13 protein-coding genes and 1 pseudogene are annotated in these 14,435 nt (G+C 43.2%); 5 read left to right on the forward strand and 9 right to left on the reverse strand.

Annotated elements, in window-relative coordinates:
* Position 1 precedes the first annotated feature (1 nt).
* Positions 2 to 1,192: a UDP-glycosyltransferase YjiC gene (gene yjiC / locus M1E03_RS12170; protein ID WP_020451485.1), complete on the reverse strand. Its 1,191-nt coding sequence runs from the start codon at positions 1,190 to 1,192 to the stop codon at positions 2 to 4.
* A 454-nt stretch (positions 1,193 to 1,646) separates the two neighbouring features.
* On the opposite strand from yjiC, the gene M1E03_RS12175 reads away from it, so the two are divergent.
* Positions 1,647 to 2,663: a serine hydrolase domain-containing protein gene (locus M1E03_RS12175; protein WP_128822436.1), complete on the forward strand. Its 1,017-nt coding sequence runs from the start codon at positions 1,647 to 1,649 to the stop codon at positions 2,661 to 2,663.
* Between the two features lie 33 nt (positions 2,664 to 2,696).
* Positions 2,697 to 3,347 (forward strand): TVP38/TMEM64 family protein, encoded by a 651-nt coding sequence (locus M1E03_RS12180; protein WP_075213252.1) that lies wholly within the window; start codon positions 2,697 to 2,699, stop codon positions 3,345 to 3,347.
* Positions 3,348 to 3,396: 49 nt separating this feature from the next.
* Here M1E03_RS12180 and M1E03_RS12185 read toward each other — a convergent pair whose 3' ends face one another.
* From M1E03_RS12185 to M1E03_RS12210, 6 genes are all read right to left on the reverse strand, one after another.
* Positions 3,397 to 3,708: a YbjQ family protein gene (locus M1E03_RS12185; protein WP_003182008.1), complete on the reverse strand. Its 312-nt coding sequence runs from the start codon at positions 3,706 to 3,708 to the stop codon at positions 3,397 to 3,399.
* Positions 3,709 to 3,987: 279 nt separating this feature from the next.
* Entirely contained in the window at positions 3,988 to 4,500 is a 513-nt protein-coding gene (locus M1E03_RS12190; RefSeq protein WP_026579708.1) for a ClbS/DfsB family four-helix bundle protein, read from the reverse strand.
* Between the two features lie 401 nt (positions 4,501 to 4,901).
* On the reverse strand, positions 4,902 to 6,272 hold the full coding sequence (locus tag M1E03_RS12195; protein ID WP_261379649.1) for an MFS transporter: 1,371 nt from the start codon (positions 6,270 to 6,272) through the stop codon (positions 4,902 to 4,904).
* Positions 6,273 to 6,565: 293 nt separating this feature from the next.
* Positions 6,566 to 8,035, reverse strand: a complete 1,470-nt coding sequence (locus M1E03_RS12200; protein ID WP_020451480.1) for a potassium/proton antiporter — start codon at positions 8,033 to 8,035, stop codon at positions 6,566 to 6,568.
* A 126-nt stretch (positions 8,036 to 8,161) separates the two neighbouring features.
* Positions 8,162 to 8,839 carry a YoaK family protein gene (locus M1E03_RS12205; RefSeq protein ID WP_075213251.1) on the reverse strand — a complete coding sequence of 226 codons (678 nt, stop codon included), beginning with the start codon at positions 8,837 to 8,839 and terminating at the stop codon, positions 8,162 to 8,164.
* A 409-nt stretch (positions 8,840 to 9,248) separates the two neighbouring features.
* A complete protein-coding gene (locus tag M1E03_RS12210; protein WP_035338710.1) occupies positions 9,249 to 10,667 on the reverse strand; it encodes a flavin monoamine oxidase family protein in 1,419 nt (472 codons plus the stop codon).
* Between the two features lie 235 nt (positions 10,668 to 10,902).
* Between M1E03_RS12210 and M1E03_RS12215 the strand changes: the two genes are divergently transcribed.
* On the forward strand, positions 10,903 to 11,013 hold the full coding sequence (locus M1E03_RS12215; RefSeq protein ID WP_020451477.1) for a YjcZ family sporulation protein: 111 nt from the start codon (positions 10,903 to 10,905) through the stop codon (positions 11,011 to 11,013).
* A 182-nt stretch (positions 11,014 to 11,195) separates the two neighbouring features.
* On the opposite strand, the pseudogene M1E03_RS12220 reads toward M1E03_RS12215, so the two are convergent.
* Positions 11,196 to 11,682 (reverse strand): annotated as a pseudogene (locus M1E03_RS12220) (YjdF family protein).
* A 508-nt stretch (positions 11,683 to 12,190) separates the two neighbouring features.
* On the opposite strand from M1E03_RS12220, the gene M1E03_RS12225 reads away from it, so the two are divergent.
* On the forward strand, positions 12,191 to 12,583 hold the full coding sequence (locus M1E03_RS12225; protein ID WP_035338711.1) for a (2Fe-2S) ferredoxin domain-containing protein: 393 nt from the start codon (positions 12,191 to 12,193) through the stop codon (positions 12,581 to 12,583).
* Between the two features lie 10 nt (positions 12,584 to 12,593).
* A complete protein-coding gene (locus M1E03_RS12230; protein ID WP_035338712.1) occupies positions 12,594 to 13,586 on the forward strand; it encodes a CobW family GTP-binding protein in 993 nt (330 codons plus the stop codon).
* A gap of 452 nt (positions 13,587 to 14,038) precedes the next feature.
* Here M1E03_RS12230 and M1E03_RS12235 read toward each other — a convergent pair whose 3' ends face one another.
* Positions 14,039 to 14,425 carry a hypothetical protein gene (locus M1E03_RS12235; RefSeq protein ID WP_025811456.1) on the reverse strand — a complete coding sequence of 129 codons (387 nt, stop codon included), beginning with the start codon at positions 14,423 to 14,425 and terminating at the stop codon, positions 14,039 to 14,041.
* Positions 14,426 to 14,435 lie beyond the last annotated feature (10 nt).

Below are 14,435 nucleotides of genomic sequence, written 5' to 3' on the forward strand. Positions count from 1 at the left end.
GTTATTTCACTCCTGCCGGTGCTAAAAATGACTCAATTTCATCTGCGGCTTTCTCGGCTCCTCCTGCTTGTTTAATGTGCTCTTGCATGTCCTTTACGCGTTTCAGGACATCCAGGTTACCGTCCGTCTGGGAGACGGCTTCCCGCAATGAAGCAACTGTTGTGTCCTCCGGCTGCAAATGCTTGCCAAGCCCGAGTTCTTCGACGCGGCGGGCAGTGATTTCCTGTTCAGGCATTTGCGGGACGGCAACAAGCGGTACACCGGCATTCAATCCTTCCATCGTACTGTTCATACCCCCATGGGTGATGAAAAGCTCTGCTTTCTTCAGGATTTCCAGCTGGGGAACGCGCTGATGAATCGAAAAGTTATCAGGTATGTCGTCAAAGCTTTCAGGATCGATTGTCGTGCCGACAGCCATGATCACCTGCCACTTCGTGTCCCTGAATGCTTCGATGCACATATGATAAAATTCCGGCCAGGCATTGAACGCCGTCCCTAAAGAAATCAGCATGACAGGACGGCCGCTGTCCGAAATAACCGGCGTGTCTTTTTCCTGAAACTTGCGTTTGGCTAGAGAAGGACCGACAAAAGAGAACCGTTCATCAAACGTTTCGCCGTAAGGCTGAAAAGCACGAGGCATAAATACAATGTTCAATTTTGCCGGTTCGAACATCTCTTCAAAATTAAATGACGGAAGATTCGCATTTTTCAAAGCGGCTTCTTGCTCAGGCGTGAGCTCGATCTTAAACTCTTCAGACATTGATTTGAATGAAAAATGTTCGTTCTGTGCATATGTAGAACAAAGGCGAACCGCCTCTATTCCAAACTTCTCAGCCAGCATTTTTCCCGCCATGGCCATAAAGTCAAAAAGGATGAGGTCAGGCTTGTCATTCTCATAAAGCGCTTCAAGCTGAGGAAGAACCTCCTCCATTTCTTTCATAAACATCATCGGAGCCTGTGTCATATCCTTTTTATTTTTCATCAGCTCCCGAATTTGCTGCGGATCGATATTTAAAGTTGAGCGGTAGTTGAGCGGCTCTGCCCCAGTTTCCTCAACAGCTTTCACAAACTCATCCGTTACCGGATATGTTACCCGATAACCGCGTTTGACAAGGCTTGCCGTTAAAGCAAGCGTCGGATTAATATGCCCGTGAGCGGGAATATTAAAAATCGCGATATGTTTTTGGCCCATTTTTTAACCTCCCGTTATTTTTCGCTTCATAACAGTAACGATGATTTTAAATCTCTTTCACTATGTTAAACAACATATTATAGATAATAAAGGAAAAACCCTTCAAAATTAAATTAAAATTAAAAAATACTAATATAGTCCTTTTTCTCACAAAAAAACACCAAACTTTAGACCTTAGTTTAAGGCCGCACTCGACTTTATTCCCCTTTTCGATACTGCCGACTTATATTTCAATCGTTTTAAAACAAAAAACAACCGTCAAAACAGCACTCGTTTTAACGGATGTCATGAAATTGCCATATTTTAAATTTAGTTTAAATTATTCTGTAAATGATGGTAAATACAAAAAAATTTTTATAATGTTATTTTGTCGCGCTTCCTGCTTCATTTCCTTTCAAAACTATCGTTTATCGTTTCCTTCTCCTCATAATTAGATATGAAAGGACTGTTGTTATTGGTATATACAGCGGAACATCTTGATGATTATTTAATGGAACAAGCATCCAACAATCATTTTCACGGCAGCATTTTGCTGGCAGACTCAAACGGTATTCTGCTATCGAAAGGATACGGTTATGCTAATTGCAAGGACAAAGTGAAGAATAAACCGTCTACACGCTACCAAATTGCTTCGCTGACAAAGCAATTCACAGCCATAGCGGTCATGCAGCTGCAAGAAAAGGGGCTGCTTCGTACTGATGATCCGGTACAAAACTATTTAGAAGGCTATCCGAACGGCGACAGCATTACCATCAAACATTTATTAAGCCATACGTCCGGAATTCCTGATTTTCTAGAGGAAGAATTGCTCGATATTGAGCTGGAGCGCGCACCGTTAGACCAATTTATCGGCCGGTTTATTGACAAACCGCTCGAATTTCGCCCGGGACAAATGTTTAATTACAGCAATTCAGGATACATACTGCTCACAAAAATCATTGAAACAATCACAAATGAAGCTTATGGAGATGTCATTCAAGAATTGATCTTTGACCCTTTAGGCATGAAAAACTCCGGTTTCTTCGCTTCCCCGGAAGATATTTCGCCCACAGTCGGATACTTATGCCTGAATCGGGAAATGATCAAAGCGCCTATCGTATACGGCTACGGGGAAAGCGGGCTGTATTCAACCGTTGAAGACTTGTACTTATGGGACAGGGCGCTTTACACTGAAAAGCTTGTCACAAAAGGCGCTTTGAAAGAAGCGCTTTACAGCTGTGTCAAAAAACCGGCTTTTACAGCCGAAGGCCCTTCTCCGGCACTCATTCAAAACAATTCGATCGGATACGGATGGTTTATTAATCATCAAAACAAGTATAAAATATGGCATGATGGAGAAATCCACGGTTTTATCAGCTCGATTAACCGATACATAAACGAGAAAAAATTGCTGATTATGCTTAGCAATTGCAACCTGTCAAAAACAGACGAGATTTTGGCAAACGTGGAACAAGCTTTATTGCAAATATAGAAGCTAAAAACAAAGAAAGGCAGCGGGAGCGGTATGATCAGAAAACTATTCACTATCATCATCATGGCAAGTATCATCGCGGTCGGATTCGTCTGCAAAGATTCCTGGCTCGGCGTCATCAGGGACGGAGGCGTTTATTCGGTGCTATTCAGCATGCTGCTTGTGGCGGCCTGTGTATTTTTCCCGATCGTCCCGTTTGCGCTCATTGCCGGATTAAACGGCGCTTTGTTCGGAATCGCAAACGGCGTGCTGATCACGCTGACAGGGTCGATGCTCGGCACCATGCTCTTGTTCTTCCTCTCACGTTACGGATTCAGAGATTTGGCTCGCAAACGCTTAACGAAATACCCGAAAATGAGCGAATATGAAGCCTATTTTAACCAAAATGCTTTTACAGCCGTACTATTGGGCAGACTGATCCCCGTTATCCCCGCCGTTGTCATGAATATTGTCTGCGGTTTAAGCAAGGTGAAATGGGCTGTCTTTTTCGCGGCTTCGACACTTGGAAAAATCCCTAACGTTCTCGTCGTCTCGATCGCAGGTGCCAATTTCAGTGAAAACAAGCTGATCTCTATCGGTGTCTACGGCTTATACATGGCGATCATAGCGCTTGTCATCTACAGAAAGTATCCCCATCTGACTCAAAAACATAAAGAGACCAAACAGACAGGGAAGCCTTCTTGACCCGCTGAGGCGGCAATGATAGCCGCCGCCTTCGTTTTTCGGTTGAACGTCAGCCGATTACAACAGCCGTACCATATCCGATTAGTTCGGAGGTACCCTGGCCTGCAGATAGTTCGAACCTTAGACCGACGATCGCGTTTGCTCCGAGTTCTTCAGCTTGATTCACGAGCCGTTCTCTCACAGCTTTTTTCGAATCCTCAAGCATTTGGGTGTAATTTTTTAATTCTCCGCCAATGACCGACTTCAATCCTGACAGAATATCTTTTCCGATATTCCGCGACTGAACGATGCTGCTGGTGACAAGCCCTTTGACTTCGACGATATTTTGATTCGCGATTGTATCTGTTGTGACGATGATCATTAATATCCTCCCTTTTCCTATACTTACTAGCTACCATACCATATCCGCCGGAAGCGTGCAGTTATTTATCCATCATATCGGCTGGATTATTAAAATGTTAAGTTTTTTATGCAAAGTTTTACCACATTGCATAGCCGCATCGTTTCAATCGCGGGCTTTTCACAAAATGGAAAATGCCTCGAAAGAAGTGAATATAGATAACTTTATAGCATTGTTAATTTCAGCTTCATAAGAAAAATTGAGTATCTTTTGAATGCACTTCTTCATGTTAACACGATTTCATCCCAGTTGATTCTTCTTCCACTTCCTTATTTTAGTCCTGAAGTTTTTAAATGGAGCCACAGAGTTGACGTGAATGAACCTTATAGCAGGCCACTTCGGGTTTTCACCTGTCCAATTCAAAGTACCTTGGGTGAATAATTCTTCATCCGTGAGCGTATCAATCCAAGACTGAAGTTGTGCCTCTGCTTTCTTGAATTCTTGGCGAAGCTCAGTTAACGAAAAGTGAGAATACATATCGTAAAAAGATTGATAAAGAGCACCCAGTTGGTTCCATTTATAATGAGGAGAGGGAGTGACAACGGTTTTTCCCAAGCGCTCATCCCTGTCCCAGCTCATCAACAGGTTTAACCATCCGAGCTGATAAGCAAGGATTTCCCCTGGCGTTCGATCTACGTCTTGATCCCGAACATCTCTATACTGATCGGGGATATCGTCAAACTCCCCATCTAGTAACAAATAACGCTTATGAATTTCTTCTTTCAAATGTTTCTTGGACTCGTACACCGTAATCCCTCCTTGATATCAACTATAGTGTACACTACACGGATTGTCCGCCTTATTTTAAAACAAATCATGAACTTTTAAGAGCAGTTTGCGAGACTTCCCTTACATTGCATGTATATTAATTTGTTCGACGGTTCCCGCTTCAATATGAGGTAATGTGAATCGGCTCCCCTGCCGTCGACTCTACGTCAACCTCTCTTGATACCCAAATTCAATTCAAATGCCTCCATGCATCACTAGAATCGGCTTCCCTTCACCTATTCGCGAATATTCAATTGTCAGTCCGTCAATTTCAAAGGTGCCGATGCTTCTTTCATAATTTCTTCATCCTTTACTTTCATCATGTTTCAGAAAATCCATACAACATAAAAAACGGCTGGGCGGTCCCGCCCAACCATTCGAATATGTTAAGATTTTTTGCGTTTGCAAGTCAATAAATATAGCAATCCGCCAGCCAATACAAAGACTGTGAATATGGCAAACGAGCGGCTGAATACAGCGCCCCAGGCATTGTCCATTGCCGGAAGCGCAGAATAGCCGAACCCGCGCACTGCCATCAAGCCTCCTGCAAATGCGACGCCTATTCCTTCAGATAAAAAACAGGCAAAATTCAGCATCCCCATTCCAGCGCCTGCAGCCTCTTCTTCCAAGCTTTCTGCGGCACTATTGGAAATCGACGTCTTCACAAATGAAAGACCGCCAAATATAAGCACGAGCAGCATCGTCATCAACCATGGTGTCCGGTCACCGAACTGTGACGCGGCCGCTATGGTTGCCAAGACCAATAACCATCCAAGAGTAAAAACAAACCGGCTGCCGAAGCGATCGGTAAGGGCTCCCCCCGCGACGCCGAAAAAGATAACGCCCACACTACCCGGAAGCATGATACCGCTTCCGATAATATCGGCATTTAAACTGAACAAGACTCTCATCATATATGGAACGACAGAGACGATTCCCGCAACGCTTCCCAATACGATACATCCTGCCAAAACGACGCCTATATATCTGCGATTCTTGATTAAAGACCGGTCAATAAAAGGATGTTCCGCATATCGGGTATGAACCGCAGCTCCAATCAAGCAAAAAATGCCCGCCGCTAAATAAAAGACATGATACAGCGATATATATACAGCGAACATCACAATGCTGATTGTCAGCAGTCCGATCCCTATGATATCCAAATTTGCTTTTACAGCGGCTTCAGCAGGCATATTTCTGAGGAAGAATGGAATCGACATCAGCGCCGCCATCGGAAGAAGGAACAGAAACGACCAATGAATATGATGTACAATCATTCCGCCGATAGCCGGACCTATTCCCTCGCCCATTGCCACCAGTGATCCGACAAGGCCGAACGCTTTGCCCCGGCCCTCCGGACGGACATAGCGTGTAATGATGACCAGGATAAGCGCGGGTACAGCGGAAGCCCCGGCTCCTTGAACAAAGCGCGCAAAGATCACGGCCGTGAAATAAGACTGAGCCGAAAAACCTATTAACGAACCTCCGCCATAGATGATTAGTCCGGCCACAAACAGCTTTCTGACACCGTACATATCAGAAAGCCTGCTGTAAACGACCGAACCGGCAGCAAAGGAAATGATAAAACTCGTATTCACCCAATTTGCCGCGGCAGGCGACACGCCAAATTGATTTTTTATGTCCGGCAATGCAACATTAAATACGGCTTCGTTCATCACACTGAAGAAAGCGACAAAGCTAAGCCACCAAAACGCCTTCTTTTGATGCTTGAAGGACTGCATTTTACTGTTTTTCAATTGAATGATACCCCCAAAATTATAGGGGAATCACGCAGTTTATAGGGTTAATGATGCGCTTTCCCCTCGAATGTTAACCCATTTATTTTTTTGCACTTCATCATTCATGCGCCTCCTCATATTTGATTTTTAAATTATACAATTGATCAACAAAGGGATCAATGTAAGGAACATAAGCTGAACTTTCACATTGCAATAAAAGGCCAATGAAGAATACCGGTGCAGTACCCTTCATTGACCTTTATTCGTGACATACTGAGCAAGCCAGCCTTGTCCTGTGCTTTTCCGAAAGCTTAATCAAATTCCCTGTTTAATAATTTTTTCAGTTCCTTTTTTTGTTTTTTCGATACGAGAATATACAAAATATCGCCTGATTTAATTTTCGTTTCTCCGTGCGGCGTGACCAAATCCCCGTTTCGGATGATCGCATTGATCAGGGCATCTTTCGGAAAGCTGATGTCTTTCAGTGCCTGCCCGGTGATGGCTGTTTGGTCATCGACTTCAAATTCGATAATTTCGGCGTTCGCCTTGCCGATGGAAACAAGCTCGAGCGAATGCGGCGCTTCGACTTTCTGCGGTCCGTTCAATTTCAATTTTTCTGCGAAGACCGATATGGTTGATCCTTGGATCAAAGCAGATGTTAAAACGACGAAGAATACGACATTGAAGACCAATTGGCTGTTTTCAAGCCCCATCGTCATGGGGAATGTTGCGAGAACGATCGGAACGGCCCCTTTTAATCCGGCCCACGACAAGAAGATTTTTTCGTTAAAATGAAAGCCCATTTTGATGGTCGACAGAAAAACGGCAACCGGTCTGGCGATAAAAATTAAAATCAGCGAAAGCAGGAAGCCTTTGAAAATGATATCGAAAGATAAAAATTGGGCAGGAAAAACCAATAATCCTAGAATAATAAACATCAAAATCTGCATCATCCAGGCAAAGCCTTCATTAAACCTGAAAATAGAATGTCGGTAAGTCAAATCTTGATTTCCGATGACAAGCGCAGCAATGTAGACGGCAAGCAAGCCGCTCGCCCCGATGACATCTGTAAGACTGTAGGTAAGAAGCGCAAAAGCAAGAGCAAAGATCGGATAAAGTCCGCTTGAATCCAAGTTGATTTTATTGATGGCAAAGCTGGCGAACCGCCCGAGTACATATCCGAGCAAAAGCCCCATTCCCATCTGCCAGAAAAATGAAATCACAAGCATGAAATAAGATGAATGATCAGCCGTCAGCAGCTGGATGAGCGATAAAGTCAAAAACATCGCCATCGGATCATTTGTACCCGACTCTGCTTCCAGTGTAGAGCTCAATCTGTCTCTAATATTCTGGCCTTTCAAAACGGCGAAAATCGCGGCCGCATCTGTAGAACCGACAATCGCTCCGAATAAAAAGCCTTCCATCCAGGAAACATTAAAAATCAGTTTGGCCGCAACCGCAACCACACAGGTGGTCAGCAAAACGCCAATCGTTGCGAGCGACAATGAAGGAACGGCGACCGCTTTGATTGAAGACCATTTTGTTTGCAGACCGCCTTCAAAAAGGATGACGACGAGTGCGATAACTCCGATCAGCTGGGCTAACTCGGGATTATTAAAATAAATAATTCCGAGACCGTCGCTCCCCATGATCATCCCGACAATCAAGAACAAGACGAGAGCGGGCACTCCGAGCCTAGTCGAAAATTTCGTTGTCAGTACACCGATAATCAGCAATAAGGCCGCTAATAAAATAAACTGCTCCATATTAATGTGTTCCAACCATTTATCCTCCTCCCAATCTTAACCGATACTGGTGCTGTCCCCCGTTCTTTTACCCGAACAGGCACCCTCATAAAACGTATGTAACAAACGATGTTCGCGTATGCTCGTGTATGGGACCGTCCTTCAGTCTTCACTCCGTCCGTGAAACTTTGTGCCTGCAATCGCAATAATCCCAATAATGATTGTGATTGGAATCCAAATCACGGCAAACGGATGCGCAGGCTCAGCAAGTGCGGCGATGACGGCCCCCAGGCAATAGAGCACAATCGTCAAAGCGCGAAGCCATGCGTCCTTATGGATGACCTTTTGGTCGTTTTTGCTGAGGAACCGTTTTGTCACATCTTCGAAAAAGTTTGCGAGCGTCCCCGTTAGGACAGTAGTGGAAATCCCTGCAATGCCGAGCTTTCTGGCTGCTGTAGTCTGAAGCCCCATCGCCATGCTTAACAGCAAGATCAAAAAGTGTGGCGAACTTTCATAGAAAGTCAGACAAGCAAATAGAAGCAATACGGCTGCTTCAACAGCAAGTGCAATCGTGACGCCTGACGGCCAGAACGATTTTTCCTGTTTTCCGACAATGGCTGCTGAAATAATCACGCCGATGATAAATCCGAACAATGCGATCAGCGAGTACACGGCGGTCGCATGAAGAGAATTGCCGATTGATAATCCTAACAGTACGATATTCCCGGTCATATTAGCAGTAAATACGTGACCGATACTTAAGTACCCAATCACATCTACAATACCTGCTGTCAAACAGAGAAGCAAAAGCATGATGTTTCGTTCATGAGCAGCATTCAATGTGATTCAATCCTTTCGAAGCTATTCTGCCCGGCGGAATGTTAAGCGATTCAATCCGGTATGTCATGAGCCTTTCCTAAGGGAAAACTCGATTTGGGGACTTTTTTATTGTTAGAAAAAGAGGGGTTCTTAACGAAAAAATGCGGGCGATCCGATCATGCACCTCAGCAAAACACTTATCGCTCATCGTGTTACATCTACAATTCAATTGTATCATAAGCATTAAAATTTTTTATAAATGAAGTTCTTAAAAACTTGTTTTTAAGAACTGGGAACACATTTCTTACTGTTAAGAAAGCAGCCGATCGGCGTTTGTTGCATGATCAGACTGTTTGCCTAAATAAAAACGAACGAGCCGCCTTTTACAAGCGACTCTTCCCCATTCCTTCAATACTTGCAAAGTTCATGGTTACACGCGGGAGGACTGATTCACTTCATATGCCGCCCGTATTCCCGATTCAATCGCTCCCTGCATCCACCCGTGAGTGAGGGAAGCGTGCTCCCCGGCGAAATACACCCTTCCCTCAGGCATAGGAATATAAGGATACAGCTCCAATTCCTGACCAGGTTCGAAAGCTGTAAATGCTCCCGCTGAAAAAGGATTTTGCGTCCAGCTGAAAGAAGCGCCTGATACAAACTCAGAATACACGATTTCTCCATATATTCTCGCTAAATTTTTCAGCGTATAGCGGATCCGCTCTTCTTCCGGCTGACTGTCCCATATCAGCGCTTCATCAGCCCACGTATAGCTCGCTAAAATAACAGCATGACCGTGTGCCCCTATGCCGCTGCTTGGGTAATATGAAAAGCGAATCGGCAAATCGGTAATGGATCTGCCGCCGCGCTGCCCGACTCTTTCCCAAAACCTGCTCTTAAATTCGATTCCTATTTTTGTCGCGGCAATATAGTTAAGCTCCCGAATCGCTCTCCGCTTATGATAGGAAAACGAATCAAACGGCTCAAATGTCACAAATCGCAAAGCTGAAAAAGGAATTGTTACGATTGCGAAATCACTTGTCAGAGCTGAATGTTCTGCCGACTGTTGGTGGATACAATGGGCTGTCACATTGTTTTCAGTTTGAGATATTTTCATCAATTTATGACCAAATAAAATATCGCCCTTTAATTGCGGAAGAAAAGCTTGCGTCAGCAAGTCCATGCCACCTGTAATCTCATAGAAACGAGACGGCGATGTAAAAAAGATCGATTCCCTTAATACTTCGACAAGTGACAATCCCATGTACGCTTCCATGTCCAAAAGCACACCAATCATATCAATGGAGCCGTGTGAAAAATGAGTGTTGAGAAAAGAGCCCAACGATTCGTTTCTGTATTGTTTTTCAACAATACGCCAATTTCTCGCCGGATCTTGGCTGATAAAATTGAGGATAGGCTGCAATGCAGAAAGCATCAGCTGTTCAGCCGTTTTCCCCTGCTCATGGGGAGCAGCCGGGAATCTTAAAACACCCGGATATCTTTCAAACTCATGAAGACGAGTTTTCACGCCGTTGACGTAAAGAATATCCATGGGGGTTCTGTTGATAAACTCATTGACAGGCAGATTAAATTTCTTAATGTATTCTATCGTTAAAGTATGAATATCGGGGATGCGCATCGGACCGGCATTGAAATACAACCCTTCGCTAAAGGGTGCACGGGAAGTAAAAACACGTCCTCCCGCTCTGTCATTCGCTTCCACGATCGTCACTCTGTGCCCGGCACTCTTTAATAAAGACGCTGCGACAAGCCCGGACAACCCGGCACCAACGATCATTACTTGCTTGGGATACTGTGTTGTTTGAAGGCCGTTTCTAATGATATAAAGCATGTCTCCCTCAGTTAATTGAAAATTCAATTTACTCAGCGCCCTTTTCGGTGGATTTATTGCATTATATTCCGTTTAAAGGACGCCAATCACCATTTTCATCCTCTCTGCACGAAGACTCCGTATGAGGGCGCAGTTGCAAATGGGTCAACTATTTTTAAAAATGTAAATCAATATCCTATACCGAATTGATAAAGATACATAGGATAAACTATGTATCTTTAGGGAGGTGAAACATATGAGCGGAGGTTACGGATACGGAAGCGGTTTTGCTTTAATTGTTGTCCTGTTCATTCTCTTAATCATCATTGGTGCCAGCTGGTTCGGCGGTGGTTATGGAGGCTATTAAGTTCTAAAATGGTTCTGTTTTAAAAAGCAATAACCTATGACCTTCTCCTTATTTTACATGTTCTCCCCTCTTGCTTATCGTTATTGACTCCATTATGAAAGGCTCTTTTTAAAAAGAGCCTTTTTTTAATACAATACAGGAAAACGCCCCTCTATTGAGCTTCACTTTGCTCCAAAGAAATTCTATTTTCCACTATGCTTTTGTTTCGCTTTTTGCTTTCTGAGTAAATACTTTTGTTCTTTTTCCTTTTCCCGCTGCTCTTTTGTCAGCCGCTGTTTCTTTCGTTTTCTTGCTTCCAGCTCTTGTTTTATCGCTTCTTGCGCCTTATGAGACACACCAGCATTTTTCAATTCTTTAGACACTTGCCGCTGCAGCCTTTTCGGATTTATTTTGCGCGGGCGGCGGGCGTCCAGCCTAACTCCTTCCTGATCTGCTTGTGACAGTGCCTGTAAAAGTTGATGATGAACAAAATGCAAAACTTCCGAATCCTTCGGCTCTTTGCCAAACAAATGCCGGACGGCTCTCAGCTTACCTTCAATCACAACTTCAATGACTCCTATCCAAAACTGACCATCATAGTAAACCGTTAATTTCATAACGATTCCCTCCTCCATCAACATGTACTTCAGAGAATGACGGACATCCCGAGGAGGGGAAGGTTACTGGCATGATCAATCATGCATCCGGACTACCAACCGAATCGTGTTTTTTCATTCTCCGCTAAAAATTTTATCAATTTTTCCAGCTTAGGAAAAGGGGTAAAGTTCTTTTATATTCAGTACAATAATATAATGCAAACCCTCCCCTGAGCCAGATAGGCTCTGGCTGAAAAAGAAGCTGCTCAGATCTCATTGGCACCGTTTAACCTCTTCTATTTGCGTTTGACTTGAAAAAGAGATAAAATGATTTTCAAATCGTAATAATTACGTTTTGTTTGCCGTATTGAAAGAGAGACCATATAAATAAACAACCAAAGGCGGCAAGAGAAGGCTGAATAGAGAGCTTGCGAAAGGAGTGAAAAGCTCAAGGTGACGATGAAATGCGGAGCTTACCCCACCGTCTCCCCGGTTATCGGTATCACCTTTCGGGACAGTTATCGACCGGGGCTTACTTAGTCTTTATCATTTTACCGTTTGCAAATCGTAATAATTCTGTTTTACTCGGAGGAAAGATACATATGGCGACATGGGATTTAAGTAATATGAAACATCATATCTTTATCTGCAACGGCAGCAGCTGCAATCGGGTCGGAGCTGAGGAACTGACTCAAGTGATTCGGCAAGAAATTTCAGACCGGGAGCTCGACGATGTCATTCATACAACGCGCACGCGGTGTAATGGAAGATGCCAAGATAAGTGCGTGGTCATCCACTATCCGAAAGGAACATGGTATAAAGATTTAAAACCGGAGGATGTCCCCCTCCTGATTGACTCGCTTTGTACCAATGAAGATTATCAAGAAAAAGCAAGTCATTTGTATGATGGCCAACGTTTCGAACGTTCATCTGGCGTCACCGCCGGGATTCCAAAAGACAAAGAAAAAGTAATCAAAGTATCGAAAAAATTGTAAATGAGGTCGAATGATCATGCCTTTAACTAAAAAGAAAATTCCTGTCACTATTCTCACTGGATATTTAGGCGCCGGGAAAACCACACTTTTAAATCGAATACTTACAGAAAAACACAATCAAAAGATTGCGGTTATTGTCAATGAGTACGGAGAAGTCGGGATAGACAATCAGCTCGTCGTTGATTCTGAAGAAGAAATTTTGGAAATGAACAACGGCTGTATCTGTTGCACGGTCCGCGGAGATTTGATTCGCATTCTGAGAACTCTTGTATTCTCAATGGATCAAGGGAAAGTTGCATTCGACCGGGTTATAATCGAAACAACAGGACTGGCTGACCCAGCACCTGTTGCCCAGACTTTTTTTATGGATGAGCTGCTGTCCGACATATTTGAAGTTGACAGCATCGTCACGGTAGTAGACAGCAAGCATATCGCCAGACATCTGGATGATCAGGATGAAGCTCAAGAACAAATTGCTTTTGCTGACGTCATCATCCTCAATAAAACAGATTTAGTATCAAATGACGATTTGGAATCCTTGGAGCAAAGACTTGTCAACATTAATCCTGCGGCTAAGAGGCTGCATGCCAGAGATTGCAAGATCAATTTAAAAGATATACTGGGGATCAATACGTTTGACGTCAATCGAAAACTTGAAATCGACCCTCATTTTCTAGAGGATCATCATCACCATCATCATGATGATAAAGTGTCTTCTATTGCTTTTCGGGAAGAGAAGCCTCTTGATTTGGCAAAAGTGGATCATTGGATGAGTTATCTCGTACGGGAAAAAGGCGAAGATTTATTACGTTATAAAGGGATCCTTTCTATTAAAGGGGAAGAATATCGAATCGTATTCCAAGGGTTGCATATGCTGTTTTCAGGACGTCCGGATCGCAAGTGGAACGAAAACGAGACAAAACAAAGCGAACTTGTTTTCATTGGAAAGGACTTGGACAAAGAGGAACTGGAGCGGCAATTTAAAAATTGCATCGCAAAGTAACATTTCTCGCTTTGTTGGCCCTCTCTTTGCTTAATAGAAAGACCCGAGATTTGATTTTGCGAGTCTTTTTCAAGGGCAAAATGAGGTTTTAAGCAGGTTATTTGCCTGCTTTTCTTTTTGTTCTTATAAAGGCTTGCCTACATTCCGGCAACTGTCGCGCGATAGTTTAAAGCCGCCCTTCCTTTGAATCTGACGACACCTTCGATAAAGCCGGATAAAAATACTTAAGGTAAAAGTGCGTCTCACAGTTCTAGCCATTAAAAAAGCAGCTAACCAGCTGCATAACATTTGCAAAAAATCATCGTCCGTAGGCTCTCGTATAGGATTCTGGTATTCATGCCCATTTTTCTTGCTTTGTATGACAAAGGCGAAAAGATAAAAGCCCTCCATTTTGTTGGATTTTATTAAAAACCTTGAAAGATAGTTTCCTTTCAAGGTTTTTGATTTTTGCCTTATTCGGTTATTTCTATATAATGTTTCATATTTTGAAGTTCTTCATACCTGATCTGTAGACCGTCAGTTCCTTCAAGTAGAGTAGACACATATCTAGTTATATCTACCTCTATTTCATCAGCATCATCTGGTTCAATAATTTCTGGATGTGAACGAACTTCAAGGGTATAGCCTTTTTCTCCTCCAAACCCCTGAATCACTACCTGAAATCCTAAAATTGGATTTTCTATAAAAACAGCGGGCACTTCTTCATAAATTTGTTCCTCCATACCGCCGAAGGGTATTCCTCCAAATAATTTAACTGAAATTATTCTTGCTAAATCATCTATATCCTTATTCGAAGTAATTGGAATTAAACATTTAAAATACGGATATTTTTTTTCCACCTAACATTCT

The sequence above is a fragment of the Bacillus sp. PK6-013 genome (assembly GCF_054161445.1).

What these genes read in the sequence shown, in the direction of transcription:
- M1E03_RS12210 (WP_035338710.1), bottom strand. Translation starts at nt 10,667, where the DNA reads ATGCTTTATATCATTAGAAACGGCCTTCAAACAACACAGTATCCCAAG.
- M1E03_RS12180 (WP_075213252.1), top strand. Translation starts at nt 2,697, where the DNA reads ATGATCAGAAAACTATTCACTATCATCATCATGGCAAGTATCATCGCG.
- M1E03_RS12185 (WP_003182008.1), bottom strand. Translation starts at nt 3,708, where the DNA reads ATGATCATCGTCACAACAGATACAATCGCGAATCAAAATATCGTCGAA.
- yjiC (WP_020451485.1), bottom strand. Translation starts at nt 1,192, where the DNA reads ATGGGCCAAAAACATATCGCGATTTTTAATATTCCCGCTCACGGGCAT.
- M1E03_RS12230 (WP_035338712.1), top strand. Translation starts at nt 12,594, where the DNA reads ATGATCATGCCTTTAACTAAAAAGAAAATTCCTGTCACTATTCTCACT.
- M1E03_RS12225 (WP_035338711.1), top strand. Translation starts at nt 12,191, where the DNA reads ATGGCGACATGGGATTTAAGTAATATGAAACATCATATCTTTATCTGC.
- M1E03_RS12215 (WP_020451477.1), top strand. Translation starts at nt 10,903, where the DNA reads ATGAGCGGAGGTTACGGATACGGAAGCGGTTTTGCTTTAATTGTTGTC.